Origin of the sequence: Pseudidiomarina insulisalsae, from assembly GCF_003987065.1 — a bacterium.
GTDB classification, from domain to species: domain Bacteria; phylum Pseudomonadota; class Gammaproteobacteria; order Enterobacterales; family Alteromonadaceae; genus Pseudidiomarina; species Pseudidiomarina insulisalsae.
In genome coordinates this window covers 21,307-47,949 of sequence record NZ_PIPY01000009.1, presented here as the reverse complement: position 1 = coordinate 47,949, position 26,643 = coordinate 21,307, and the positions used below count along the sequence as shown (strand labels likewise).

The window sequence follows — 26,643 nt, the reverse complement described above, 5'->3', positions numbered from 1 at the left end:
TTGGATTCATTGGAAAAGGAGTTTGCGTATGCGATTTATTATTGTGTTGGCGCTAGGGATTGCTGCGGTGATTGGCGGTTGGCTGCTAACGAGGGATGAGTCGTCACCGGAGCTAATGCGCCAGAATGTCGAAGTCACCGCGACAGAAACGATTGCGGTCGAGAAAAAGGACGACGAAACGGCTGTTATCCGGCAGCCAACTGTCAGTGCGGACGAAACAGTTACTAACGACGCAACAACAGAAAGTGCCCTGGAACTTGCTTTAAAGCGCTACCCAGATGTCTCGCTGGAGGATATTCAAAAACTGTTTGCCGATGACCCTGAGCTGATTGGCATACGCCCCGACTTTATGCTGGCATTAATGGAGCGCGGCGATATAGCTGCAAACCAGGTGATGTTATCAGTGCCCAAGATAGGGCCGGTAACGGCGGCAATGTACGTGGTCGTAAGTTCGCGGCGTGACAGTTTTACTGTTGAACACTTTGATAGGCTCGTCGCCCTCGGCGCTGATATTAATAATGGAGAAGCCTGGCGCGGTGTCATGGCAATGAAAAATAACCGCGATGTCATTGACCGTTGGTATAGCTATGTGAGCCTGGGTCCGGAAGTTCATAATGAAATGTACAATACGGCATTGGCGTTTGGTAATACCGCACTGCGCGATTATCTTCTTGATGAAAAGCAAGGCAGTATGGATGGCCTGCAAATTGACGAATTTAACATGATGATGAGTTCCGGCATGGTCCGTGGAACCGTTATGAGCCTTGATAAAATTGAAGAAGAATTAGCGGCCGGTCACGAAGGAAATCGCGAAGTTGTAGAAGCTGAACTAGCTCATATTTTACGTATGCGACTGCGGCAAGCGCAAATGTTGGCAACGCTCACTGATAAAGAAAAAGAGTTGGCAGAAATCGAAGCGTTTGAGCAAAAACTGGCGCAAGCACTGCTAAACTATGAGCAGGAGATTTAAAACACTATGATACGCCTACTCACCACAAAACTGGCTGCGATTGTGCTGTTCTTTGCTGGCTTTGCACTTGTTTCTGTGCCGTCCGCACTGCTGTTATATCTCGCCGCCTGGATTCTTTCCTTTATCTGGTCGATTGATTTCAGCGACTGGCTCACCCATGTCGTGATCATTGCCCTGGCCGTGGTTTGGACTATTTACGCCATGAACACCGACCAGGCCGACAAAATACTCAGCAAAATAATTACCGGGAAACACTAACCCCTCTATATTTATCCCTGAAACTATCGGAGGTGTTATGCCAATGAAGTTACAGACGAAACGCATTTATGACGCGGTCGCTGAGGATGATGGTTACCGTGTTCTTATCGACAGGCTATGGCCACGAGGCCTCGCAAAAGACGAGGCGCAACTTGATGACTGGTTGAAGTCAGTTGCACCCTCCGATGATCTACGGCAGTGGTTTCATGATAACCCGTCGTGCTGGGCCGAGTTTCGCAATAGCTATTTAGCGGAATTAAAGGAGCATCAGGACAGTTGCCGCGAGTTAGCAGAAAAAGCAAAAAGCCAGCAAGTGACGCTACTTTATGCGTCAAAAGATCGTGAACACAATAATGCGGTCGTACTTGCGCAATATTTAAAAATGCTAGCTTCTTAATCGCTACCAAAATAATGCTTCTTTGCTATGTTTAAGAGTGATTTATCGCATTTTTCTCACTTAAAAATAGCAGAAGGAGTTTCCCATGAGTTTTTTATGGTTTTTATTGGTGGGGCTTATCGCCGGATGGTTGGCCGGTACGCTGGTGAAAGGTGGCGGCTTTGGCCTGCTGGGCAATATTGCCATAGGCATTATTGGTGCGCTACTGGGTGGTTTTTTGTTCGGGGCACTGGGCTTTTCCACCGACGGCGGTCTGCTTGCCAGTATTATTGTTGCCACCATAGGTGCCGTTGTATTACTGGTAATCGTACGGGCGTTAAAGCGCGCTTAGTTCAAGCAACAGCTGACACTTGCCTTGCATTAGCCATGCCAGTCATTAACATGTTCCGGCATGGCTAAACCTCGCAAGAAACCACCACTTCGCACGGTGCAGATAAGTTGCAACAAGTGCCGCGCACCGCTTTACAAATATCGTAAAGGCGGCAAAGGCGCGTTGGTGAAATGTTTCATTGAACGTATTGTCGAAGACCACACGCAAGCGGTAGGTGTCTGCCCCGCCTGTGGTCAGGAGTTCGCCCGCGAGACCATGATTCGGGGTACACCCGCTTACAAAATAATTGGCGGTAAGGTGATGGTGAAGTAGTCCGGGTTCACGTATTCTGAACTTAATTTTTAGTTACCAAGGCATTTTATGAAGACTAAATATCTCGTTTTGATTGTACTGGTCATTGCCGCCGTTGCCCTTGGCATGAGTATTCAGCCAGAAGCGCAGCAGGTGCAGAATTATGAAACGGAAGGGAATTTAAAGCCCACCGAGCAAATTGGATGTCTGCAGCTTAGCGAGCTGAATGCAAAAATGACCCCAGTTGTCATTTTTAACGGTATTGCAGAGTGTTTAGCGGCTGAAAATTATGTTGACGCGGCTGACATGTATACCGCAGCCATGACCTATGGTTTTTTCGATACTTTACGGGTGAGCGATCAAACCGCACATCAGGGGCTAATGGTGATGCGTATGAACTCCTTTCAGGCAGCCACACAGGAAGACCTGGTGGCTATGCAGGAAGCCATCGAACTACGCCTGACGGAACCTGGTTTATGCGAGGCCATTAAACAGTTAGGCGCGCCGGAATACCATCCCAGCTATATGATCGAGCACGGTATGGACGCATTTACCGAGCCAAAAGAAAAAGGCGGGCTCGTGAAAGACTTCGATGCTGAAGGCGCATGGCAGCATGCTTTAAATACTGTGCCAAAGTGCTAAATTAACCTTACTCAACGGAAAGAAGGATAACAACATGGTACGTAAGTTAGCAGTAACTGCGGCAGCGGTTTTAATTGCCGGTAATATGCTTGCAGCACCCAAAGCGCAGGCAAACGCATTTGGTGGCGTGAACCCATGGCAGCAGTGCGGTATCGGTGCCATGATTTTCCCTAATCATGGGCTGGCAGCAGCCATTTCGAATATTATCTGGGACTTAGGTACTACAGCAGTGACGTCAGCTACCGTGTCGCAAGAAACCTGCGAAGGAGCAGGAACCTTTACCGCGATTTTCGTTACTGAATCCTATGTGCAAATTGAGGAGCAGCTAGCGGTTGGTGACGGTGAGCATCTGAATGCAATGTTACAGTTGATGGGCTGTACACAAGCGCAACAACCTCAGGCAATCAAGAAATTGCGTACCGACTATGCCGCCCATATGGGCACGGCAAGTTACTCCGGGCAAAGTCAGGTTGAGAAAGCCGAAGCGCTTTACTATACCGCAGCTGATGCTGTTGCACATTGCCAGGCCAGCTAATCTGAATACTACCATCGAAGCCCCGCACACGCTGGTGTACGGGGCTTTTTTATGGATCAACGCATGAAACTTAAGCTTACGCTGGCGCTGGCACTTCTGTTGACGTCGCTTACCAGTATGGCTGCAGACCTGTCGCAACTGGCGGCTGCCCGTACCTGGCAAAAATTATTGCATATGCCTGCAATGGCTAGCGCCAGTGAGATAGAGACGCCATCATTTTTTCTTGCTAAAAATGGCGCTGTTGATGCTGAGGCCGAGCTAAGAGCGACGCTGCGTTTATTTCATGAGAACGCGCAACAAATGTGTCGCTTTCCCGCGCGTGCGGCATGGCTGGCACAGCAGCAGCTACTCAGCTTTGACTACCGGCAATGTGACAAATTGATGCAGTGGCTCGGCGGACAAACGCCTGACAGCGTGAGTGTTGTTTTTGCCGATGGTTTTTTAGAGAACCCCGCCAGCTTTTACGGCCATTTACTGATTCGTGTGGGTAGTACAAGTGATACCAGCGCACGTCAGCTCATGGCAAACAGTTTTAACTTTGGTGCGCGCGTACCGCACGACGAAGACCCGGTCAGCTATATCATCAAAGGGTTGGTAGGTGGCTACCGTGCCGCTTACTCAACCACGCACTTTTACCGTTATGATATTAATTATGCCGAGGCTGAATTACGGAACCTCTGGAATTACCGACTTAGTACTTCGCCTGCGCAAAGCCGCTTACTGATCTGGCATTTATGGGAGCTGTTGCAGACCGACTACGCTTATTTTTTCTCTTCACGTAACTGTGCCTATCATATGGCGCGTGCGCTCGAACTCGTCACTGACAGTCAACTAGTGCAAAGCCACGATCCCTTTGTGTTGCCAGCAGATATTATTCAACGTCTCAATGAAGCCACAATTGATGGTCATGCTGCTATAGCCAAGCGACACCTGCAGCCTTCGCGCCTTTACCAGTTTCAACAACGTTGGTCGCAGCTGATCCCAGATGAAAAAGCACTACTAAACGCCTGGCTGCGCAATCCCGGGTATTTTGAGTTAACGGATTTTCCGGCGCAAAGTCAGCAAAAAGTGGCCGACGTGCTGACTGACTTTTATGCCTACCGCTTACACCAGCTCGATCAGGGCACACCGGAACATCAGCGCTTACAGCGCGAAAAACAGCAGTTGCTGCGCCAGCGCATGCTGTTACCCATGACCACAGGCCATGACTGGCAGCTCGCTGAGCCCAGCGCCCCAGAGAGCGCACAAGCACCTGGTTTGCTTCGCTTCGGCCTTGATTACACTGACACCGGCAGCGATAGCGCCACGCGGCTGAGCATGAATTTTCGTCCCGCCTATTATGATGTGCTACAGCGGCAGCAAGGAAGGTTACCGAACGCGACATTGACCATGGCAGAGTTGGGACTCAGCGCTGATAGGAACTCGTTGGAGCTGGAACACTTTTGGCTGTTACGATTGCATACGCTTAACGAGAGCGTTTCGGGGCTACCGGGCGATGGTGGTGCTTCCTGGGGGCTTGAGCTGGGGTGGCAGCGCGATCGCCTGCGCCAACCAGCTGATGATCTGAGTCCCATAGTAACCGCCAGCTACGGACACGCTTTCCGAATTAAGAACGAACGCGTTAACCTGAGCCTGAGGACAGAGTTGCGAGACCCCTCGGCGTATGTCGGGGGTATACTTGCTGCACCACAATTACAATGGCTATCTGAAGGAAATCGCTGGCGGTCTCAGTGTACTCTGCGTTATGAATTCGATCCTGGCAGCCGCCTGGAAGAGCCTTGGTATGCGGGATGCGAGATGGCCTGGCACATTGCACCCCAACAAGATATTCGGCTAAGCGTTGCCCGGCAGAAAGGATCGCGGATTCAGCTCGGTTGGTCCTGGTATTGGTAACTCAGCCACAGCAATCTTCAAGTTGCTGAGCTTCTCCACGACGCACCTGGAGCGCGTTGCGGACAATGCCCAACGCTGAAACCAATACAATTCCGGCAATCAAAAGCGCGATGAGTAAATCGGGCCAGGCAGCATTTTGCGAGCTGACCAGCAGCGCCGAGAAAATGACCCCGGCATTTAATAACATGTCATTGCGTGAGCAAATCCAACTAGCGCGAATGTTAATGTCGCCGTTACGGAAGCGATAGAGCATGGCAAAACAGATGACATTGACCACCAAGGCAAGAAACGCCACTGAAAGCATTATGTCTGCGTTCGGGTCACTGCCAAACAGAATGCGTTTGATGACATCAAACACCACCAGCGAGCCAAGAAGCAGTTGCAGGCTGCCATTTAACAGCGCGGCATTGGCCTTGTGACGCAAGGTTTTACCCACTGTGTAGAGGCTTACTGAGTAAACCAAAGCATCCGCCAACATATCAAGCGAATCGGCAATCAGACCGCTTGATTCCGCGATCCAACCTGCAATAAATTCAACGAAAAACATCGCTGCATTCAGAATCAGTACTGTCCACAACAATTTACGTTGGGCGCTATCAAGTTTGGCTTGGGTATCTATACCGCAACAACTACTCATCTGTTTCCCGTTAAATAACCGCTACACTAAAATCAGCGGCTATTTTAACAGGAAACTATCGCGATGACAGAACACTTACCTTTACCAGTTCAACGTTATTTTGCTTTTACGCTTCCTGCGGACTACCGGCAAGTAAAAAATGCTGAGCTTCGCCAGTACGGCGAGCTGCGTACCGACATGACCCAACAAAAGTGGTTTCGTTTTACTGCTGAGCAGACCTTTTCGACCACCGGCTTTGAATGGCGCGCCATGATTCAGATGGGTCGCTTCTTGCGTCTGCAGGTCATTGACCAATACGAGACTGGTGTTGGCAGTGCCAAAGTGAAGCTGTTCTCATGGTTAACGATTGCGCGCGACCAGGACCGCTATGAACTGAATGAAGCTGCCATGCATCGCTTTCTTGCCGAGGGCGTCTGGTTTCCGACCAACTTGTTACCCGAGAATGGGGTAAAGTGGCGGGCAGTTGATGACGAGCGCGCCATTGCGCACCTTGAACATGGCGAGCTTGAGGTCGAGCTGGAGTTTACCTTTGCCAGTAACGGCGCGATCAAAGAGGTTTTTTGTCCCGGACGTTTCGCCCGTGTCGGTAAAACTTACAGGCGTATGCCCTGGCGTGGACGTATTGCCGACTACCGCGAGGTAGCGGGCATGCAAATCCCCCACTTCGCTGAAATCGGCTGGCAAATGGACGGTCAGTGGCAGTGGGTATGGCGTGGTAACCTTGCCGGTGCCCACTATAAATTTGCTTAGCGATTGATCAGGCTTTGCACGCGCTGCTGCAGATGCGGAATAATTTCTTCTTCAAACCAGGGATTGCGTCGCAGCCAGAGATTATTGCGCGGGCTTGGGTGCGGCATGGGTAAAACATGGGGCCAGAACTGCTGCCACTGTTTCACCGTTTCGGTCAGGGTTTGTTTTTTTGCAATCATGCCCTGCTCAGCTAAGTGCCAGTTAATCGCGTACTGGCCAATGGGTAACACCAGTTCCAATGCGGGTAGTTCGGCCATCAGACGCTTACGCCATAGCGGCGCGCATTCCGGGCGTGGCGGTAAGTCGCCACTTTTGCCGGTGCCCGGATAGCAAAAGCCCATGGGCATGATGGCGAACAGGCGGGCGTCGTAGAATTGCTGGCGATCCACGCCTAACCACTGCCGGAGGCGGTCTCCGCTGGGGTCATTAAACGGCAGGCCCGTTGCGTGCACGCGCCGCCCCGGTGCCTGGCCGGCGATAAGAATGCGTGCTTGTGAAGAAGCTTGCAGCACCGGCCGCGCGCCAAAAGGTAAGTTCTCCTCACAGACCCGGCAGGCGCGAACATGCTCAAGTAGGTTGTCTAAAGACATCTCCTCACCTATGGTTTACTATGCACGGCGCCAGCGATGGAATTTTTCCACCCACGCCAGTAACTTCTCTGGTGCATGCGCGCGTTTCCAGTTACCCGCCACATATTTGTTGGCCTCAGCCATGGTCGGATAACTATGAATGGTACCTAAGATCTTATTCAAGCCGATATTGTGCTTCATTGCCAGCACATACTCAGCAAGTAACTCCCCCGCCTGCGCACCAACAATGTTCACTCCCAGAATTTTGTCTTTGCCTGGTTCGGTCAGCACTTTAATCCTTCCGTACGCCTGATGTTCGGCAATGGCCCGGTCCAGATCACTGATATCGTATTCGGTCACTTCATACTCTTTACCGACACGCTCTGCCTCGGCTTCCGTAAGCCCCACCGTCGCCACCTCAGGTGTCGTATAAGTTACCCATGGGATCACCGAGTAATCGACCCGGAAGCTCTTAAACGGCGTAAACAGCGCATTGACGGCGGCATACCAGGCCTGATGTGACGCGACATGGGTAAACTGGTAAGGGCCGGCCACATCGCCACAGGCATAGATATTCGGGTAATTGGTTTGGAGTAGCTCGTCCAGCTGCAAGGTCTTATCCATCTTGACGCCCAGCTCTTCTAAACCAAATCCGCTGGTATTTGCACTACGGCCGAGCGCGATCAGTACCCGCTCAAAACCAAGCTTCACCTCTTCTTGTTCATGTTCAGCTATGAGCTGCCACTCACCGTCTTCTTCGACAAAACGTTTAGCTTTATGATTCAAGCGCAAATCAATACCGTCTTCACGCAACTGGTGCTGTACGAACGCGGCACTATCGGTGTCATCGTTGGCAAGTACGCGTGGACCCATTTCCACAATGGTGACCTCACTGCCCAGTAAGCGGAAGGCTTGCGCCAGTTCACAGCCAATGGGTCCGCCACCAAGCACTAACAAGCGCTTAGGAAGGTCGCGTAGCTGCCATAAATTTTCGGAAGTGAGGTAGTCGAGCTTATCAATGCCGGGAAAATCGGGAACCAGTGGCCGCGCCCCGGTGGCAATAATAATACTGCGTGAGGTCAGCGTCTGCGTGCCTTCTGCAGTTCTCACTTCAACCTCCCAGGGGGTAACCACCTTCGCTTCGCCGTTTACTACATTCACACCTAAATCGGTGTAGCGTTCAACAGAGTCATGGGGCGCTATTTTCGCGATGACTTCGGCGACCTTATCCATGACCTTGCCAAAATCGATATCTTTAACTTGGCTATTGACCCCTAGCGCCTGCGCGTCACGCGTCTGTCGGATACTTTTTGCCACATGCAGCAACGACTTAGACGGCACACAACCGGTATTGAGACAGTCGCCGCCCATTTTGTCTTTTTCAATTAACGTGACTTTGGCTTTGACTGCAGCCGCTATGTAAGCACTTACCAACCCAGCAGAGCCTGCACCAATAACAATCAGATTATTATCAAAAGTTTTGGGTTTGCTATAGCCCCGGTAGGCGCGTTGATATTTAAGAAACGACAACACGAATTTGGCCATGATGGGTACCAGCGCGAGTAAAATCAGGGCAATTAACATGTCCAGCGAGAGAATGTCGCCCAATTTTTCGACCTGTGCCAGTTGGGTACCCGCGTTCACGAAGACGGCGGTGGCCAGCAACATACCCACCTGGCTGACCCAGTAATAGGTCCGGGCTTTGATTTTCGTCAGACCCATCACCAGGTTAATGACAAAGAACGGAAACAGCGGTACCAGACGCAAGCTGAGCAGGTAAAACGCACCTTCACGCTCAATGCCGGCATTGATTGCCTTCAGCCGGTTGCTGAACTTCTTTTGTACCCAGTCATGTAACAACCACCGGGCGCTTAAAAAGGCCAATAAAGCGCCCACAGAACTTGCGAAAGAAGCCAGTAACAGACCCCAGCCAAAACCGAATATCGCACCCGCGCCGACAGTGAGAACGGTTGCCCCTGGCAATGATAAAGCGGCACTGACGACATAAATCAGGAAGTACAGCGAAAACATAAATAACGGGCGCTCGGCAAAAAGCTGATTGAGCGCCTGTTGCTGCTGCTTAAGTTGCTCAAGGGTTAAATAATCGGTCAGATCGTAAATGAAGATACTGGCAAACGATGCCGCTATAACCGCAATAAAGAGCACTTTTTTAATCGACATCGGGTTACGCGCCTCGCTTAAAAGTGATAACTAAAAGTGAGTTGAGCATGCCGTGGCAATGACGGAAACGCAAGATCGGCGCCAAAGTAGCCGCCCTCAAATACCGGCGACCAATTATCCTGATCAGTCACGTTAATGACGTCCAGTCGCGCGCTGAACTGCGACGTAAAATGGAACTCAGTATTCAGGTTTAGTTGGTGCTGGTCACGAATAAATACCGTCTGTAAGTAATCCAGCGGGTACGACTTGGTATAACTGACATCGCCGCCAATGCGCCAGATATCGCTGATGTACCAACTACCGGCCAGCGATGCCTGCACCTCAGGTACGCCCTGCAATTGCTGATTCGATGCGGGAAAAGCAGTGAAGTTGGGTGCGCCGACACCTGTACCCTCAATAATGTCGGGACGTGAGTCGTCAAAGGCGTCAACGACCTTACGGGTGCCCTGAAACGCCGCACTGTTATCATAATGCGCGTCAATATAGCTCGCTGCCAGCGTCAGCCAGTGGCCGTCCTCGTGCGCGTAGTGCCATTGTCCCTCAATACCCGAGGTAGCAATACCGCTATTGGAGCCGTCGCGATTACGCAGACTACGTACCTGATCAAATAGCACCGCGTCGGCATACCAGCGGCTACCGGCGGGAGCATATTTCACGCCCAACTCATAGAGCTCGTTCTCAGTGGCAAAATTCTGTGCGTCAATTTCCTGACTGGCATTGAGTACAGTACCGCCGGCCATCGAGTTTGAGGTTGAATCGCTTTCATACGCCGTACCATAAAAAATGACGTCGGGATTCAGCTGATATTGCAGCGCCAGGCTGGCGGCTGTCAGCCACTCGTTGTGGGTATCGCGACCGGGAGTAACGCCTGCTGGTGCGATGGGGTCGCGAGCCTCAACATCATAATAATCGGCGCGCAGACCGGCCGTGAACAGTAGCTTTTCAGTCAGTTGCCATTGTTGCTGAGCAAACAGACCCCACTGGTAGCTGGTTGAGTCCGTCGTGTCTGACAAATTGAAGTCGCCGGCACCATCGCCGTCGATATCATACTGCGTGCCGGGTGATACCCATACGCCGGGACGCAGTTCAACCAACCGCGCTTTTTGTGCAGGAGTTAAGGGAATGCGACGCTGCTCAAGTGTGCCTGTTAAGTCAATTGGCGCGTCGGCTTCGGTGGTGAACTGGCTGTAACCGAGCACGTCGTTATACCGCAAGTTCGCACCGATAATAGTGTTGCCCTGGTAATGGAACTCAAGGCGATGCTCGAATGTTTCCGCGCCGTCGATAATCTCGACAAAGCTGTTTTGATTAATACCTTCGCGATTTATATGCTGATAGTAGCTGCGATTGAACATTAACCAGTCTGCGCTAAGCTGCTGCTCGTGCACCGAGTGCAACAGCCAGGTAGCGGCGGTGTTGGTATCGAGCGGATCGGTCAGCACTGTGCTGCGATCGATGACCACCTCACCGGTCGGGCTAATAACCGCCATCGCGCCGGGCACAAAAGAGCCGTTCGGTTGTTGCCCTTGTCCGGTAATGTATAAGTTATCGTCAATCAGGGCTTGTGTGGGGCGGTTGATGCCGGCGTTATCGGTCCAGCTGACATCGTAGTATTCCAGCGCCAGCGACCATCGCGTATCGGTGTCGGGCTGCCATTCATAGGCCAAAAACAGGTCATCACTGCGTAAATGGGTGTAATCGTAAAAGCTGTCCTCGTCAATCACTTCCGCGCTGATCCGCACGGCCTGTTTATTTTCCTGCAGCACCGCATTGTGATCGATCTGGCCACGGTACTGATTCCATTCGCCGATGCGGGCGCGTAGTTGAGTACGATGCTGATCCAGCTGGGCGCGTTTTGGCTGTAAGTTGACAAAGCCACCCACCCGCTGCGTGGTGCCCAGCATGACCGGAGGCGCACCTTTCACTACCGCAATACTGCCCACGGGGTTTAGCGAGATGGGAATACCCAGACCATTATTACCTGCCTGACGGCGCATGCCTGCTTCAAATAACTCGCCAAGCTGACCCCGTAAACTGGGCAACGACGGATTACCAAAACCAGCGGCAGCGTAGCTGTTCGGCGCAAAGCGCGAGATATCGTGAAGATCATCAATATTGCCCTGCTCAATCAATGACTCGCTGATCACCGTCGCTGAACGGGCAATGCTTTGCAGGGTATCGCTGGCACCGAAAATACCCTCCACCGGCTGTTCACTGGGTAAGACCAGTTCTTCACGTTCGCCCTCAACGTCAATAATTTCGTCAGGCTGAACTTGTTGCGCGGTCGTTGCGAGCGGGAACAAAGCGAGAATTGATATGATTTTCACCAAGGATGCCTCCAGATTCTTGTGTCAGAACTAGTCGTTACGTGCAGACTCAGAAATTAGTTTACCATCACTTTTTAAGTATCAATGGTTTAAGGGTAGTCGGTAAATGACTCATTCGCCGAATTTAGCAACAGAAACAACGGAATCCACCGAGCAATTAATCGCACTCGTCGTCTCGTATCTTTTCTAACCGTTGCTATAGTTAATGTGTACTGAAAGCAATTGACTAGCGTAGGAGGAAGACATGAGCAAATTTACGTTACATACACCAGACTCAGCTCCGGCAGATAGTAAAGAACGCTTGCAAGAAGCCAAAGAATCAATGGGAATGATTCCCAATCTTTATGCCGTGATGGCTGAACTGCCCGAGTTATTAGAGGGCTATCAGAAGCTTGATGAGTTAGTTCGGGATAGTGGCTTTGATAATGATGAGCTGACGGTGCTTTGGCAGACCATCAGCACCTACAACGACTGCCATTACTGCAAACCTGCGCACGCAGCCATAGCGCAACAGATGGATGTCGATGACGCGATTAGTAAAGCCATTCGCGAAGAAAAATCGCTAGACGATGACAAGCTTGAAGCCTTGCGAAAATTTATTCTTGAAATGCTTGAACAACGTGGCAAGCCAAGTGACGACTCACTGGCTGCGTTTCGTGACGCGGGTTATGAGAACAAGCATATTCTGGCGGTTGTATTGGGCATTGCCCAGAAAACCATGAGTAACTACACCAATCATCTGGCCAAGACACCAGTGGATGATGCGTTCAAAAAATTTGAGTAAAACGCTATGAAAAATAAGTCGTTAAATGACAAACTCGCGTTAAGTTTACTGATCTTGCGGATCGGCGTGTTTATTGTGATGTTTATCTGGGCCCTGGACAAGTTCGTCAACCCTGCTCACACGGCTGCTGTGTTCGAAAACTTTTATGGTATCGGTAATTTATCGAGTCAGCTGGCCGCCATCTTAGGAGGGTTGCAGGTACTGTTGAGCGTGGCATTCTTGCTCGGTCTTTGGAAATTCTATACCTACGGGCTGATATTCATTTTACATGGGGTCTCAACACTATCCTCGTTTCCTCAATATCTGGACGCTTTTAACAACCTGCTGTTTTTTGCGGCCTGGCCGATGTGGGCAGCGTGTTTTGCGCTATTTTACTTGCGCGACTACGATACCAAGACCTTAGGTTCAGTCATCGCTCGTTAATGGGCCCCGACAAAGCGTGCACTCATGTTCGGTGGGTGCCGAACCTTCCACGTAGCGCAGTTTATGCGAGGCTTTACCGCGATTAGCGGTAAACTGGTAGCGCTGGCTGCGCGCCTGAGGTTTACGTGCGATGAACTGCACCACGGCGCCTACGCCATTGTGGCGTTCGCCCTCATGGATAGGGCGTTCCAGTTCTTGACTAAGCTGAATCTCAAAACCTTTGAAAGCGCGCTCCAGTTCGGCTTGCGATAACATCAGCTCTGCGCTGGGCGGCCCACCGGTGGCGTACTTAAGCTGCGCAGCGGTGTAGGCTTCAAGCAGAAAAAAACCTCCGGGCTTTAAACTTGCGGCAATTTGTTCATACAAATGGGCGCGTCCCGCGGGTGGCAGGTGACAAAAAATAGCGACAATACCGTCGTAATGCTCAGCGGCTAGCTGTGCCTCGGTCAGGTCGGCTTGCTCGGTCTGAATGATAACGCCCCGTGCTTTGGCAAGTTGCTGTGCTTTATCGAGACCCACCTGAGAGATGTCCATGGCACAGACGTTGGCGCCAAGTTCAGCTAAATAAACGGAATTACGCCCTTCCCCGTCCGCTACACATAGTGCGTGGGTCTGCTCATGCTCGTTGAGTAAATCAGCCGCATGCTCCAGCAGAAAGTCGTTCGGCGCGGTGCCATAGATATAGTCGTCAGTGTTGTAACGCTCATCCCACTGATTGTTCATCGCTCATATAGTCCTGATACCAGTTGATAAAGTCGTCGGCGCTTTTTGGCTTACAGATTAGGTAACCTTGCCCGTAATCGCAACCCAGCTCGCGTAAGCTCCGGAGATGTTGTTTTGATTCAATGCCCTCAGCTAGAACTTTAATACCCATCTTATGAGCCAGCACAATCGCCGCTGCACAAATATTTGCAGCACCCTGATCGTCAGGCAGGTTTTTGACAAAAATCTGGTCGATTTTTAGTAGTGAAACTGGCAGCTTGTAGAGATATTGCAATGAGGAGTACCCGGTACCGAAGTCATCAATAGAGACGGTGATTTTAGCTTTGCTTAATTTCAGCAGTTTGACGATAAGGTCATCCATATCCTCAATAAGCGTCCCTTCGGTAATTTCAAGCTCAATAAAGCTACCATCCACGTGGTAATGCTGCAGCAGATCAAACAGCATCTGAGAGAAGCCGGGACGTAGCAAATCATGTCCGGTAATATTAATCGCAACTTTTATGTAAATGCCTTGCTGTTGCCATGCTGCGGTTTGCCGAATGACTTCATGAAGTACAAATTCCGAAATTTTCAAAATTAAAGTACTGCGCTCGGCAAAGGGAATAAACTGATTGGGAGGAATCCAGCCTATGGTGGGGTGGTGCCAACGGATCAGTGCTTCGGCGCCGATGATTGTGTTATTGGATAAATTAATTTTGGGTTGATAATGCATGACAAAATCGCCGCGATCGATGCTGTCACTGACATCGGCCATCAGCGCCAAATGTTTGCTGATATCTTCACCGACTTCGGGAGTATAGATAAAAGAATCAAGCATACGTTCGCTGGCGCGGGCAATCGCGATTTCACCGTGTTGTATGGTTTTAATCGGGTCGGGCTCATTACCGTTAAGCCGTACACCTCCCAGATGACGTTCAACGTAAACCCATAGATCGCCGAAGTTAGCGTTTTCTTTCACCGTAGCCAAACATGTCGACATCAGATCATCTATTTGCTCATCTTCAATCTGGTGGAATAAACCAGCGATCTGATTGGCATGAATACGATATAGTTCGGGGCGATACTTAGGCATGGCAGCCAGTGAATGTGCGTAGTCTTCGATAATCGAATCGATAACGGTAAAACCGAATGCTGAGCGCAACTCCATACTGTTATCAATACTGCAAATGACTAAAAACCCGCGCTTATATGGTTGGTGGGTTCTGGATTTTGTTCGTAAAAAATTCAGACGCTCGATCAGTGCTTTGCAATTGGGTAAATCGGTCACCGGGTCATGATTGGTCATACGTTCCAAGCGCCTGATGTAACGGCGACTGGTGTCAATGGCAAGCCCTGAAAGCAGGCCAACGGCAAGAAAATAAAAGCAACGATACATCCAGTTGATTGTCTTTTGCATTTCCATGGTTTCGGTACTGATAGGCATAAAAGGACCTAAAGCCAAGCCGCCCACTAAAGCGAAGACAATCGCACCCTTATAGCCGAAGACCGTTCCGGCGATAGCAATTGGAATGTACATGGAGTGCGAGTACACGTACTTGATACCACCGGTAGCCCAAACCAGCAAGGTAACTGCCGCGACCGCCAGCATAAGTAGCGCAACAACAATGAATCGCTGCACCGGGGTGTACTTTCGAAAAAGCAGTTGCGCCAGGCTCATTGGCCGTGCCTCTTTAGAGATAAAATTTAACAACTAGTTGTTAAGAAATTATTTGTCAATTATATTTTTTAACATTTTTTCCCAACAAAGTCGCTGGCGCTATGCCGCTCAGGTACTTGCTCGTCCTCATCTCCCCAGACACGGTTCACCAGGCGACCGCGCTTCACCGCCGGGCGCTGGCCGATGTCATTTACCCAGCGCACGACATGCTTGTAGTCGTGTACCTGTAAAAACTCTGCTGCGTCATAGGCTTCGTTATTAACTACCGCTCCGTACCAGGGCCAGATCGCCATATCGGCAATGGTATAGGTGTCACCGGCGATAAACCTGTGCGCGGCCAGCTGACGATCAAGTACGTCAAATTGCCGTTTCACTTCCATGGTGTAGCGATTGATCGGGTATTCGTATTTTTCCGGTGCATAAGCATAGAAATGGCCAAAGCCGCCGCCCAAGAAAGGTGCTGCGCCCATTTGCCAGAACAGCCAGTTCAGCGTCTCGGTACGTCGCGCCGGTTCGGTTGGTAAAAAGGCATTAAACTTCTCAGCCAGGTAGAGCAGGATTGATCCTGACTCAAATACACGTATGGCAGGCTGTGTACTGCGATCTAAAAGTGCCGGAATTTTCGAATTCGGATTAATCTCCACAAAACCACTGCTGAACTGATCTCCTTCACTGATATCAATGGGAAACGCATCGTATTCCGCGTTTTTGTAACCCGCTTCGAGCAGCTCCTCGAGCATAATGGTAACTTTCACTCCGTTTGGAGTGGCCAATGAATAAAGCTGCAGTGGATGCTCGCCAAGCGGCAATTCCTTTTCATGCGTAGGACCAGCTTCGGGGCGATTAATGTTGGCAAATTTGCCGCCACTTTCTTTGTCCCACTTCCATACCTTTGGTGGCTCATAAGTGCTATCGCTCATGATATGTCTCCATAAAAAATCCGTATTCAGCAAAACTGAATACGGATCGGTTGGCTTAAAAGTTTAAAACTAGCGTTAAAGTGCGGAGTTTAGTAGCTCTGTACTTCAATATCATTCTCAACAGATTTCACGCCTTCGACGCCCGCTGCGATTTGGGCGGCGAGTTCAGCAATATCTTCGCTGGCGACCACGCCACTTAAGACGACCACACCATCAACGGTTTCTACATTAATATTCATCGCGTCGACTTGGGCGGCGTCTGCTAAAGCTGCTTTTACCCGGGCGGTAATGGCTGCATTACTTAGAAAGTCACCTGCCTCTGCTGCCGCCTGCTGGGTTTCGTCCCAGGCCTCACCTGCAGCATCTTTGGTTTCTTCCCAGGCACCTTCAGTGGCTTCAGCGCCCGTTTCAGCAGCATCTTCCCCTTCATTAGCCATGTCATTGGTAGTTTCTTCAGTTTGCTCCATCGTTTGCTCGGACTGATCTTCTGCTGACTGTTGACCACCTTGGCCACAAGCGACCAGCGTCAGGCTGGAAAATAAGGCGAGCAAAGCGAGACGATTCATGCTTTTCATTTAATAACCCCCTGTTTTTGCGTTAACTTCGCTCTTAAATGTAGTCAAATTTAACAAATTTGCGAGATTATTTACGGTAGATTTGCGTTAGGCTGGAACTGTGCGAAAGTAGTTAAGTATAAAATCAATCATGCGAGGCAATTAAAGATGGCGCTGCTTGGTAATATTCTCTGGTTTATTTTTGGTGGTCTGGTGATGGGTCTCGGCTGGTGGTTAGCCGGACTCATTGCATTTATTTCAATTGTTGGTATTCCCTGGGCAAGGGCGTGCTTTGTTATTGGTCGCTTTGCGTTCTGGCCGTTTGGTTATGAAGCCATTAATCGCCGTGAACTGACGCAAAATGGTGATATAGGCACGGGCATCTTCGGCTCCATCGGCAATATCTTGTGGCTGATTTTCTTTGGCTGGTGGCTGGCCTTAGGTCATCTCATTACTGCTATCGGTATGTTCATTATTATCATTGGCATCCCGTTTGGCATACAGCATGTTAAATTGGCGGGAATCGCCTTATTACCGATTGGCCAAACGGTGGTACCGAAAGAAGTTGCGCAGGCAGCACGGCAAAAAAACGCTGAAGAATATGTCGATAGAGTGCGCAGAAACTAATTTGGAAGGAGCAAACTGATATGTCGTGGATGATATATGGTGCCTATGGTTACACCGGTGAGCTGGTAGCAGAGTACGCCAAGGAGCGAGGTGAAAAGCCGCTACTGGCAGGGCGTAATGAGAGCAAGCTCAAAAAAGTCGCTGAGCGGCTCGATTTGCCCTTTCAGGTGGTTGATCTGGAAGATACTGTGGCCTTACGTCAGGCATTGGCGGAGCAACAAGTGGTAGTGCACTGTGCGGGTCCTTTTGAAGTAACTGCTGAGCCAATGATGGACGCCTGCATTGCAACGCGTACGCATTATCTGGACATTACCGGTGAGCTGGCAGTGTTTGAACTGGCGCATAGCAAGCATGAAGAAGCTAAGCTTGCCGGCATTATTTTGTGTCCGGGCGTTGGCTTCGATGTTATTCCCACCGACTGCATTGCGGCCCAGTTGAAAGAAGAACTACCCGATGCGATTCAGCTGACACTTGGCTTTGACTCTGCTTCGCGGATGAGCCGCGGTACGGCTAAGACGAGCGTGCGACGCCTTGGCGAAGGCGGTGCTGTTCGCCGTAAAGGCGAGATCGTGACCGTGCCACTGGCTTACAAAACCCGGAAAATTGACTTCGGTAATGGTGAGAAGCTGGCCATGACCATTCCCTGGGGTGATGTCGCAACTGCATATTACACCACGGGTATCGGTTCCATTGAGGTCTATATTCCGGCTTCACCAAAACTCGTCAAGCGCTTACGTCGGTTAAATTACGTACGCTGGTTGTTGCGTTTGGGTTGGGTCAAAAACTGGCTGGAAAAGAAAGTCGAGCAGCAACCGCCCGGGCCGAGCGAAAAGCAGCTAGAAGAAGCGGTCACCTATGTTTGGGGTGAAGCAAAAAACGTGGCCGGTAAGGTGGTAAGCAAGCAGATAAAAGTGATGAATGGCTATAAGCTTACCAGTCGCGGCGCGGTCGACGTAGCTCTTTGGGTGCAGGAACATGAAGTGGAAGGCGGCTATTACACCCCGGCAAAACTGTGCGGAGCAGATCTCGTTGATCGGTATAAGGAAAGCTGACATGAGCCGCGTAGTGTCGCTGCTTTGCGGTTTTTTTGTAGTGGCGGCATTGCCACTGAGCGCTGGCGCACAGGAGCGAGATCTGACCTGGGAAGAGTTTGGCACCGAAGACCTGGTTGCTCGGTTCTGGGAGCTTGACGAGGAGCACAAACGTGGTGTGTTTGAGCTACGCACTTATAAGCCAAACTTTATTTTACCGGTTCATCACAGCTCCGATATTAATGTGCAACCCGAGTCGCCCACGCGGGGGCCCTCAGAGCGGCTAGAGAGCTACAAGCCGAACGAGGTGAAGCTACAGATCTCATTGCGCACCAAGCTATTCGAGAACCTGCTGTTACCTAACGGTGACTTATGGGTGTCTTACACGCAGACCTCATTATGGCAGGCATGGAACAGCGATGACTCATCGCCGTTTCGCAGTACAAACTATAACCCCGACGTGTTCTATGTGTTGCCATGGACAGAAGAACTCGACTTTATTCCCGGGCCCGCACAAGTACGCTTTGCGAAGTTTGGTTTTGCGCATGAGTCCAATGGCCAACGTAAGCCTTCCTCGCGCAGCTGGAATTACTTTCATTTCGGCGGCGCGGTGCAATGGGGCAACGTATTGTGGGAAACAACGTATAAGCAGCGCGTAAATGAGACCGGCGATGATGACGACAACCCTAATCTGGTGCGTTATCGCGGCAATTTCGAAAATCGGTTCTCGTGGCGCCATGACGTGAGTACCTATAGTCTCACTCGCATTACCCGTGAGCTGTCATGGGATCGTGGCTCGTGGCAGTTTGATTTCACCCACCCGGTCAATCATAACAAGCCTGACGGACTGCGTTTTTATATTCAGATTTTCTCTGGTTATGGCGAAACCCTGCTCGATTACAACCACCGCCAAAATCGCATCGGTATTGGTTTTCTGCTGCTGAATATTTAGGGATAACCGATGGCAGACAATTATTTACTTAAGCTTTATCAGAACATGACCCGGTACCCGCTGGGTCAACGCTTATTCAGCGCTGTTTTTGCCCGTAAGGCGCCGTATTTTCGCACGATTAAGCCACGAATTACTGAGCTCCGGCCTCATTTTTGCGAGTTGCGCTTTCGTAAACGCAAAGCTGTCGAGAACCATATCGGCACGGTGCATGCCATTGCGTTATGTAATGGTTTGGAAATGGCCATGGGAGCTCTGGCAGAAGCGACCGTTCCCAAGCATTTGCGCTGGATCCCAAAAGGAATGTCGGTAAACTACACCGCCAAAGCCGACAGTGACATTCGCATTACCGCTGAAACTCCGAACCACGCCTGGCAACCAGGTGATCTGCCGGTACAGGTGAAGGGCTACCGTAATGACGGTACCTTAGTGATCAGCGGCGAAATTGTCATTTATATTTCCGAAAAACCAAGCAGGAAAAAATAATGAGTCAACTGCCTCCTTGCCCGAATTGCGCATCAGAATACACCTATGAAGATGGAGCAATGTTAATTTGTCCCGAATGTGCACACGAATGGTCGCCGAATGAGCCCGTTGCGGCGCAGCCTGTCTATCGTGATGCAAACGGTAATTCGCTGCAGGATGGCGATACGGTAACGGTCATTAAAGACCTGAAAGTCAAAGGCTCATCACTGGTAGTGAAAGTGGGAACGAAAGTAAAAAATATCCGCCTGACCGATCAGGGCGACCATGACATTGACTGTAAAGTCGACGGGATTGGTCCGATGAAACTCAAAACCGAATTTGTGAAAAAAGCTTAACCGCTCTTTTCTGTCAGCAATGCGCGTTCAATTGCAAAGACATGCGCGTCGTCAGTTTCAAGTTCCCGCAGCGAGTTCGCTAAGTTAAGCAAATATTCGCTATTGGGGCCGCTTGGCCCTTCCGAGCGGGCGATATGGCGGGCAATTTCCTCTTCACTGGCAGGCCCCAGGTAGGCTTCGTTATCGGGGCCGGCGACGTAAACAAGCCCTTGCACTGAGTCGGCCTCGTCCAGCCATTGAAGTTCGGTGAAAAATCGCAGGTAACCATTTTTTTCGCGATGATCGAGGTGGGAAAAAACGTCAGGGGTCACTTCATACGCCATCCCTACACAACGCTTGCCAGGCGCTTCAATTAACGTTGCGACCCGCCCTGGTGCCTCCGGCGTACCCCGGTGATCATGGGAACCCTGCCAGAAGCGTCGCTGCCAGCCCCAAATGCAGGCAGGACGTCGCTGCAAATAAGGAAAGTCGGCTTTATAAATTAATGAGCCGTAACCAAATAGCCAGACCGACTCAAGGTGATCCAGAGGTTGCTGGCGCTGGTTCAGGGCAATGGTATTGTGCGACATAAAACGCCGTCCCCGTTACTGTGATGCACAGGTAAATCTCTACTATGCTATATGGGTGTAGATTCCTAATTTAACAAAACTTGGATGCTTCATGCCATCAGTTGTTCGCTACGTTGTTTTAGGGTTCATCTGCGTAGCCGTTCTTGTGTCCGCTTTCGCTCCTGCCGCGGCTGAGGAACCTTTACGCGTGGGTGCCTATGAGAATCCACCTAAGGTTAAGCTCGACGAGAACGGGCAACTCTCTGGTGTATTCGGCGACATGCTTTATGAGATTGCTCGCCGTGAAGGCTGGCAGATCAAGGTTGTGCCCTGCGCATGGGCGAACTGTTTACAAATGCTGGAAAACGGTAATCTCGATTTGATGCCCGATGTTGCCATCAGCAACGCGCGTGATGCGCGTTTTTACTTTCATGAAGTACCGGTTCTACATGTCTGGTCACAGCTGTATTCAAAATCGCGACCAGGTGTGACCAGCATGCTTGAGGTCGATGGCGCCCGAATTGCAGTACTGCGTGACTCAGTTCAAAGCGAATTTTTGAAAAATAGGGTCGCTAATTTTGGTATTGAGGTTACCTTTGTTGAGGTGGGCTCTTTTGACGAAGGTTTTGCCGCAGTGCTTGCTGAGCGCGCTGACTTTGTTGCCGTTAATCACTTGTACGGCAATCAACATGCGGGTGAACTCGGGCTGATTGCAACCGCAGTTATGTTCCAACCGAGTCGGCTATTTTTTGCCAGTAAGCCGGATCCTTCGATGCGTCCGGTATTGACGCGTATCGATCGCTGGTTGGCTGATTGGCGTGCCGAGGCGAACTCGCCCTATCAGGACATCATGCAAAAATGGGGCGTTTACGCAGGCGAACCACGCAACCCGGTGCCGGGCTGGTTACTCCCTTCTTTGTTGGCGGTACTGGCAGTTGCTATTTTGAGCGTGGCGCTGTTGCGCTATCAGGTGATGAAAAAGTCGCGCGCTCTGTTGGAGAGTGAACAACGCTCAAATACCATTCTTGATTCCGTCGATGCCTGCATTTTTATCAAAGATACCGATTTTCGTTACCGCTATGCGAACCGACTGGTCTGTGAGCTGTTTGGAGAAACAGAAACGTCAATCATCGGCAAATCAGATTACGATCTATTTGACGAAACGACCGCAGATTATTTGCGCGACAACGACAAGCAGGTAATTGAGAAAGGTGAGCGGCTGGTCGATGAAGAACACAACACGGTTCAGGGCGGACAGAAACGCCAATTCTTAACAGTGAAAATACCTCTGTGGGATGCCAACGATCAGATTTACGGCCTTTGCGGTATCTCCACAGACATCACCGAATATATTGAGATACAGGAAGAGTTGAGCCAGCTTGCGTATTACGACAGCCTTACCGGCCTGGCGAACCGTAAATTACTGAGCCACCAGCTTGAGCACGCTTTGGTAAGTTATCATCGAACGGGTTTTGAGGGCGCGGTAGTGGCGCTTGATCTCATCGACTTCAACCTCATAAACGATAGTCTGGGCCATTCGGCTGGCGATCGATTGTTGCAGGGCGTCGCTGCGCGCATTCAGCGTGTTGTTGATCCAACGGACTGTGTTGCGCGACTGGGTTCAGACGATTTTGTGGTTATTTTGGAAGACCTAGGCGATAAGCGTGACAATGCAGTTATGGCCGCCCGACGCTTTGCCGAAAGAATTGTCGATGCGGTACAGCAACCCATTGACCTGGGTGTACGCATGCATACAGCGAATGTTTGCATTGGCGTTAGTATGTTTTCGGATAGCCAGGATGGTGTTGAAGAGCGTCTTAAGAATGCTGATATCGCGCTAAGTGAAGCGAAACGTCTGGGTAGTGGCGCTATTTGTTTATTTAATCCTGCTATGCAACAGACCATTGACCGGCGCGTGCATCTGGAGGCGGCCCTACGCCACGCGATCGACGAACGTAAGTTGCAGATTTTTCTGCAGCCACAAGTCGACGTGGCGGGTAAAGTTGCCGGTGTAGAGCTGTTACTGCGCTGGCATGACGACGACTTCGGTGAGGTTTCTCCAGCGGAGTTTATTCCGGTAGCTGAAAGTAGCGGTCTCATCGTGCCACTTGGCAACTGGGTGGTGGAGCAGGCCTGTATTCTGTTGCAACAGTGGTCGCGGGAGCCGCAGTTAAAAGATCTGCATTTGGCGGTAAATATCAGCCCGCGTCAGTTTCGCCAGCCTGACTTTGTTGACCATGTGGCGTCATGCCTGCAGCGTTGCGAGGTGCCCAGAGGCAGGCTGGAACTTGAAATCACTGAGAATATGCTGATTGAAAACGTTGAAACCACCATTAAGCGGATGTCGCATTTAGGCAATTTAGGTGTGCGTTTTTCGCTTGATGACTTTGGCACCGGGTATGCCTCGTTGGCGTATCTCAAACGACTGCCAATTTATCAGTTAAAAATCGACCAGTCCTTTGTCCGTGACGTGCTCACCGACACCAATGATGCCGTGATTGTCGAGACCATTTTAGGACTTGGTGAGAGTATGGTCCTGGAAGTGATTGCCGAAGGTGTAGAAACACAACCCCAGGCTGACGCATTACGCCAGCTGGGGTGTGTGAAGTTTCAGGGCTTTTTGTATGGCCGGCCCCAGCCCGTGGCTACCTGGCTGGAGCGCTTTCAAAAGTCTCTTATCGTTAGCTCAACACCGACTGATTAACGTGCTGCGGGTACTGCCGTACTTAGTCGCTGTGGCAAGGCATTAATCAGCGCCCGGCGCAGCGGATGCCAAAATACCGCCAGTAGTAATAAGCCACTACCGACAATAAGTCCAATCAGTGCGGTACTTACTGAAACAAGCCCATAGCTATCAAGTAAAGCGCTGAAGACGTAAATAACGTAGGAAAGCGCGGAAACCATCAGCGCCCGGCGATCAATAATCAGCGACACCGACGCCAGCACTGCGTACATTACTATGGTTGCCAGTGCCTGGGGCAGGCCAATGGCAAAATGCTGGTCAGCCAGTGTGACAAAAATGGGATGCACCAGTAATGGCGCCGCTAGCAAATGGAGCCAAAAGGCGACGTCTGAGCGGCGGGTTTGGCGCTCAAGATCGCTACGGTCCCAATACAAGGCCAGCGCAAAAACCAGAACTCCCGAGGCGAACAGTAATATTTTCAGTAAGCTGTCGGAAAAGCTAAAGGTTAATGCTGCGGCCGAAATTACCAAGCCTACTGTAGTGGCTGCCCCGGCGGCGAGCGTAATCGGCACGCGAAAACGAAACCAGTGGGCCACTGCGACCAGCGTCGTGACAATAAAGGACGTCAAAGGCACGAGCGCGGAGTCGCCCCAAATTTCAGTCAGCGTCAGGAAGCTGCCGGCAAACAGACCTGCCAGACAACTACCGAGCAGTACGATGGACGGCAGAGCCATACGGCGAATACGGGTAAAATACTCCGCCAACAGCCAGCTGCTTACCGCTACAGCAAGTCCGCCGAGCCACGGAGCAACAGTGTTGCCCAAAGTCCATAAAGCGGCCAATGCCAGCACTGCGGCAATGACCACAAAAATATCATTAAAACCACTTACCAGACGAAAGTGCTCTTCGTCCTGGAACTGCGTAGACCGTTGTTGCTCAACATAATCACGTAAGGCATCGGCGTCCTTTTCAGTGATTACCCCGGCGGTGACGGCTGAACGTAAATCATCATCACTATACATGATGGTCATCCTCTGTGCGCTCTGCTGCTAAACATCGGCATTAGTGAGTCTGGCAAAAAATAGCCAGCCTGACGAATGATAAGCGTTACAAACTGTGTCTGTTACATCCAGCGGCGGCGGTTCTGCGCAATTTCCTGCGTCCACTCCTGCTGTAAGGTCAATGCCTGCTTGGCCGGCAGGTAGCGAATGCTCTCGCTGCCCGCCGCCGTGTGCAGAATGAGATGGGCGAAGCCTAAAAGTCGTAACCATGGTCCGCGCACCACATCGAGCTGCTGCACCTTGTGACGTGGATACCAGTTTTCATTACGGCTAAAAACGCCACGCCGTACCACAAACCATTGTTCTTGTGGTGTGGTGCCGCTGGTGACAAAACTGTAGGCGTAATTGCGCCAGCTCAGCACAATCAGTGTCTGGATGATCAGCCAGCCCAATGCTGTCAGAAGCAGCCCCAGCATGCCACTTTCAGCACCCAACACGAGTGCTACGGCGGCCAACGGCGCTAGCAACGCCAACCATAGACTGGGCCCTAACAGGGCTAAATTGGATAAGCGTTGCCAGTGTACCTCATGCTGCTCAGGCATGCGTAAACGTGCGCGAAAGCGCTGTAGGAAACGCTGATCAACGACCGGCAGTACAAACTGCTGCGCTGAAGTCTGGCCCGCCTGTGCCTGACGTGGTTGCAACTGACTGACCCGGACGACGCTGCGGCGTAACAGGCGCGCGCGCAGATTACGGCGAATGTAGACGGCCTGTAATTTCGGGTAACGAAAGCTAAGGGTTCGAATAGAAAATGCGCCTGAACGCGCCTGAAAGCGCTCGCCACTGATACTGAGATGAAGGTCATGATAGGTGATTAAGCTCACCACGATGGCCAATAGAAATAGCAAGGCGAGACCAGCGACGGTTGCGCCGCCGACCAGCAGCCAGGCATTGTCGCTGCTAAGCCAGGAAACATGTGCCTGTACCCAGGGCACTACATAATTTTCCAGCAGGTCAAGCTGACTCACTGGGTAAATAAGCACGGCAAGCAGAACAAACAGCTTATTATCAATAATACCGGCGCGCACAATTTCGCTAGCGGGAAAATGTTGTTCGACGTCAGGTGTGGCAGCGCTCTCTGTAGCGGTTTCTGCGGATGTCTCGCTTACTGTGCTCGTCTCGAGCATACGTTGCCGGAGCTCCTGAGCCAGTGTCATAGTTAGCCCCGGTATCATCACTTCTTTGCCGGCGGAGCCTGCGCTATCTACGCTCAATATCGTTAATGCGAATGGGCGAAAGTACCACACCTGATGAATTTCGGCCTGTTGAATGCGCTCATATTTCAGTGTCAGATGCTGGCGATTAAATAAACCGGTGCGAATGTGTACGGCGTCATCGGCGATGGCATAGAGAAAGAATCGCTGTTGCAGAATTGCACTGATGACAACATAGGCCAAATAACCCCCAACCAGAGCGAATGGTAGCCAGGTTGCATTCTTGCCAGCGACGAAAATTGCAGCAAACACCGGGATCAGATTGGAAATATTGCTCACCAGTTGCTTAACTTGACGTAAGAGGAAAAAAGCAATGGTGATAAGCGGTGTGCGCTGCCAGCTTAATTCACTCATTGGCTTGGGTATCCTCAGTCGGCTCATTTGCAATGGTCGTTAAAAGCTCATTTTTCAGTTGCATAGCGAATTCCGGATCAAGACCCGGGATGGTCAGATCGGCGCCGCCGCTACCCGCGGTGTACATGGCCAGGCGAGCAATGCCAAACAGCCGTTCCAAAAACGAGTGTTTGTATTCCACATGCTGAATACGGTTCAGCGGAACGGCACGAATTTTACGAAACAGCGCGCCTTGTTTTAAGTGAATGCCCTCGTCAGTACGAGCATAGGCGGTAAACTGAAAGCGGCGCGCGGCGAAAAACAGACTGAAAAAAATGGTCAGTGCTGCCCAGATAGCACCGGCAGCCCATAGCGGTAGCACATGTGTTGGGTACACGCCGGTATACCAGGCAACGCCGACAATGGCCGCGAGTACTAACATGGAGAGTAACGAGCGCACTTGTAAATACGAGCGATAGCTCGGTTCGGGGGCAACCCAGGCAATGCTCATAGGATCAAATCCTTACTTGAAAG

General features: G+C 50.9%; 29 protein-coding genes. 17 read left to right on the top strand and 12 right to left on the bottom strand.

Going from position 1 to position 26,643, the window contains the following annotated elements; all coding sequences use genetic code 11:
* Nucleotides 1-28 precede the first annotated feature (28 nt).
* From CWI71_RS09305 to CWI71_RS09270, 8 genes are all read left to right on the top strand, one after another.
* Nucleotides 29-970, top strand: a complete 942-nt coding sequence (locus tag CWI71_RS09305) for a hypothetical protein (RefSeq protein WP_126754996.1) — start codon at nt 29-31, stop codon at nt 968-970.
* A gap of 6 nt (nt 971-976) precedes the next feature.
* On the top strand, nt 977-1,228 hold the full coding sequence (locus tag CWI71_RS09300; protein WP_126754995.1) for a hypothetical protein: 252 nt from the start codon (nt 977-979) through the stop codon (nt 1,226-1,228).
* 43 nt (nt 1,229-1,271) lie between these two features.
* Complete coding sequence (locus tag CWI71_RS09295; RefSeq protein ID WP_126754994.1) at nt 1,272-1,625, top strand: DUF488 domain-containing protein; 354 nt, start codon at nt 1,272-1,274, stop codon at nt 1,623-1,625.
* An 85-nt stretch (nt 1,626-1,710) separates the two neighbouring features.
* Nucleotides 1,711-1,956: a GlsB/YeaQ/YmgE family stress response membrane protein gene (locus CWI71_RS09290; protein ID WP_126754993.1), complete on the top strand. Its 246-nt coding sequence runs from the start codon at nt 1,711-1,713 to the stop codon at nt 1,954-1,956.
* A gap of 60 nt (nt 1,957-2,016) precedes the next feature.
* The gene (locus tag CWI71_RS09285; RefSeq protein WP_126754992.1) at nt 2,017-2,268 is read left to right on the top strand and encodes a hypothetical protein; all 252 of its coding nucleotides are present in this window, start codon (nt 2,017-2,019) and stop codon (nt 2,266-2,268) included.
* A gap of 48 nt (nt 2,269-2,316) precedes the next feature.
* Nucleotides 2,317-2,889, top strand: coding sequence for a hypothetical protein (locus CWI71_RS09280; RefSeq protein WP_126754991.1), 573 nt, complete (start codon nt 2,317-2,319; stop codon nt 2,887-2,889).
* Between the two features lie 34 nt (nt 2,890-2,923).
* A complete protein-coding gene (locus CWI71_RS09275) occupies nt 2,924-3,424 on the top strand; it encodes a DUF3015 family protein (RefSeq protein ID WP_126754990.1) in 501 nt (166 codons plus the stop codon).
* A gap of 63 nt (nt 3,425-3,487) precedes the next feature.
* Complete coding sequence (locus CWI71_RS09270; protein ID WP_157981089.1) at nt 3,488-5,317, top strand: Lnb N-terminal periplasmic domain-containing protein; 1,830 nt, start codon at nt 3,488-3,490, stop codon at nt 5,315-5,317.
* Nucleotide 5,318: 1 nt separating this feature from the next.
* Here the strand turns inward: CWI71_RS09270 and CWI71_RS09265 are convergent, their stop codons facing one another.
* Entirely contained in the window at nt 5,319-5,954 is a 636-nt protein-coding gene (locus CWI71_RS09265) for a cation efflux transmembrane domain-containing protein (RefSeq protein WP_126754988.1), read from the bottom strand.
* Nucleotides 5,955-6,017: 63 nt separating this feature from the next.
* Between CWI71_RS09265 and CWI71_RS09260 the strand changes: the two genes are divergently transcribed.
* Nucleotides 6,018-6,704 (top strand): DUF6920 family protein, encoded by a 687-nt coding sequence (locus tag CWI71_RS09260; RefSeq protein ID WP_126754987.1) that lies wholly within the window; start codon nt 6,018-6,020, stop codon nt 6,702-6,704.
* Here CWI71_RS09260 and CWI71_RS09255 read toward each other — a convergent pair.
* From CWI71_RS09255 to CWI71_RS09245, 3 genes are read right to left on the bottom strand one after another with little or no spacing between them, the layout of a single operon-like run.
* Nucleotides 6,701-7,294 carry a uracil-DNA glycosylase family protein gene (locus tag CWI71_RS09255; protein ID WP_126754986.1) on the bottom strand — a complete coding sequence of 198 codons (594 nt, stop codon included), beginning with the start codon at nt 7,292-7,294 and terminating at the stop codon, nt 6,701-6,703. The genes CWI71_RS09260 and CWI71_RS09255 overlap by 4 nt on opposite strands.
* A gap of 18 nt (nt 7,295-7,312) precedes the next feature.
* Nucleotides 7,313-9,454 carry an FAD-dependent oxidoreductase gene (locus CWI71_RS09250; RefSeq protein WP_126754985.1) on the bottom strand — a complete coding sequence of 714 codons (2,142 nt, stop codon included), beginning with the start codon at nt 9,452-9,454 and terminating at the stop codon, nt 7,313-7,315.
* Between the two features lie 17 nt (nt 9,455-9,471).
* Nucleotides 9,472-11,781, bottom strand: a complete 2,310-nt coding sequence (locus CWI71_RS09245) for a TonB-dependent receptor (protein ID WP_241967683.1) — start codon at nt 11,779-11,781, stop codon at nt 9,472-9,474.
* Between the two features lie 244 nt (nt 11,782-12,025).
* Here CWI71_RS09245 and CWI71_RS09240 point away from each other — a divergent pair, with 244 nt between their 5' ends.
* Together CWI71_RS09240 and CWI71_RS09235 are read left to right on the top strand one after the other, a co-directional pair.
* The gene (locus CWI71_RS09240; protein ID WP_126754984.1) at nt 12,026-12,565 is read left to right on the top strand and encodes a carboxymuconolactone decarboxylase family protein; all 540 of its coding nucleotides are present in this window, start codon (nt 12,026-12,028) and stop codon (nt 12,563-12,565) included.
* Between the two features lie 6 nt (nt 12,566-12,571).
* On the top strand, nt 12,572-12,988 hold the full coding sequence (locus tag CWI71_RS09235; RefSeq protein WP_126754983.1) for a hypothetical protein: 417 nt from the start codon (nt 12,572-12,574) through the stop codon (nt 12,986-12,988).
* On the opposite strand, the gene CWI71_RS09230 is transcribed toward CWI71_RS09235, so the two are convergent.
* The 4 genes from CWI71_RS09230 to CWI71_RS09215 form a co-directional block, all read right to left on the bottom strand.
* Nucleotides 12,971-13,711, bottom strand: coding sequence for an SAM-dependent methyltransferase (locus tag CWI71_RS09230; RefSeq protein WP_126754982.1), 741 nt, complete (start codon nt 13,709-13,711; stop codon nt 12,971-12,973). The genes CWI71_RS09235 and CWI71_RS09230 overlap by 18 nt on opposite strands.
* Nucleotides 13,692-15,368 (bottom strand): putative bifunctional diguanylate cyclase/phosphodiesterase, encoded by a 1,677-nt coding sequence (locus CWI71_RS09225; RefSeq protein ID WP_126754981.1) that lies wholly within the window; start codon nt 15,366-15,368, stop codon nt 13,692-13,694. Before CWI71_RS09225 ends, CWI71_RS09230 begins: the two co-directional genes overlap by 20 nt.
* A gap of 68 nt (nt 15,369-15,436) precedes the next feature.
* Nucleotides 15,437-16,288, bottom strand: coding sequence for a glutathione-dependent disulfide-bond oxidoreductase (gene yghU, locus CWI71_RS09220; protein WP_126754980.1), 852 nt, complete (start codon nt 16,286-16,288; stop codon nt 15,437-15,439).
* A gap of 89 nt (nt 16,289-16,377) precedes the next feature.
* Nucleotides 16,378-16,863, bottom strand: a complete 486-nt coding sequence (locus CWI71_RS09215) for a BON domain-containing protein (protein ID WP_126754979.1) — start codon at nt 16,861-16,863, stop codon at nt 16,378-16,380.
* Nucleotides 16,864-17,010: 147 nt separating this feature from the next.
* Between CWI71_RS09215 and CWI71_RS09210 the strand changes: the two genes are divergently transcribed.
* Genes CWI71_RS09210 through CWI71_RS09190 form a run of 5 tightly spaced genes read left to right on the top strand, consistent with a single transcriptional unit; the run spans nt 17,011 to nt 20,270 of the window.
* Nucleotides 17,011-17,469, top strand: coding sequence for a YccF domain-containing protein (locus tag CWI71_RS09210; protein ID WP_126754978.1), 459 nt, complete (start codon nt 17,011-17,013; stop codon nt 17,467-17,469).
* A gap of 20 nt (nt 17,470-17,489) precedes the next feature.
* Nucleotides 17,490-18,521, top strand: a complete 1,032-nt coding sequence (locus CWI71_RS09205; RefSeq protein ID WP_126754977.1) for a saccharopine dehydrogenase family protein — start codon at nt 17,490-17,492, stop codon at nt 18,519-18,521.
* Between the two features lies 1 nt (nt 18,522).
* Nucleotides 18,523-19,452, top strand: coding sequence for a phospholipase A (locus CWI71_RS09200; RefSeq protein WP_126754976.1), 930 nt, complete (start codon nt 18,523-18,525; stop codon nt 19,450-19,452).
* Nucleotides 19,453-19,461: 9 nt separating this feature from the next.
* A complete protein-coding gene (locus CWI71_RS09195) occupies nt 19,462-19,935 on the top strand; it encodes a hotdog fold domain-containing protein (protein ID WP_126754975.1) in 474 nt (157 codons plus the stop codon).
* Nucleotides 19,935-20,270, top strand: a complete 336-nt coding sequence (locus CWI71_RS09190; protein ID WP_126754974.1) for a zinc ribbon domain-containing protein YjdM — start codon at nt 19,935-19,937, stop codon at nt 20,268-20,270. The genes CWI71_RS09195 and CWI71_RS09190 overlap by 1 nt, the downstream gene beginning before the upstream one ends.
* Here CWI71_RS09190 and CWI71_RS09185 read toward each other — a convergent pair.
* Entirely contained in the window at nt 20,267-20,839 is a 573-nt protein-coding gene (locus tag CWI71_RS09185; protein WP_126754973.1) for a gamma-glutamylcyclotransferase, read from the bottom strand. The genes CWI71_RS09190 and CWI71_RS09185 overlap by 4 nt on opposite strands.
* A 91-nt stretch (nt 20,840-20,930) precedes the next feature.
* Between CWI71_RS09185 and CWI71_RS09180 the strand changes: the two genes are divergently transcribed.
* On the top strand, nt 20,931-23,522 hold the full coding sequence (locus tag CWI71_RS09180; protein WP_126754972.1) for an EAL domain-containing protein: 2,592 nt from the start codon (nt 20,931-20,933) through the stop codon (nt 23,520-23,522).
* Here CWI71_RS09180 and CWI71_RS09175 read toward each other — a convergent pair.
* From CWI71_RS09175 to CWI71_RS09165, 3 genes are all read right to left on the bottom strand, one after another.
* Nucleotides 23,519-24,523 carry a DUF2339 domain-containing protein gene (locus CWI71_RS09175; protein WP_126754971.1) on the bottom strand — a complete coding sequence of 335 codons (1,005 nt, stop codon included), beginning with the start codon at nt 24,521-24,523 and terminating at the stop codon, nt 23,519-23,521. The genes CWI71_RS09180 and CWI71_RS09175 overlap by 4 nt on opposite strands.
* A 101-nt stretch (nt 24,524-24,624) precedes the next feature.
* Nucleotides 24,625-26,130 (bottom strand): PH domain-containing protein, encoded by a 1,506-nt coding sequence (locus CWI71_RS09170; protein ID WP_198678771.1) that lies wholly within the window; start codon nt 26,128-26,130, stop codon nt 24,625-24,627.
* Entirely contained in the window at nt 26,123-26,620 is a 498-nt protein-coding gene (locus tag CWI71_RS09165; protein WP_126754969.1) for a PH domain-containing protein, read from the bottom strand. Before CWI71_RS09165 ends, CWI71_RS09170 begins: the two co-directional genes overlap by 8 nt.
* Nucleotides 26,621-26,643: the final 23 nt, after the last annotated feature.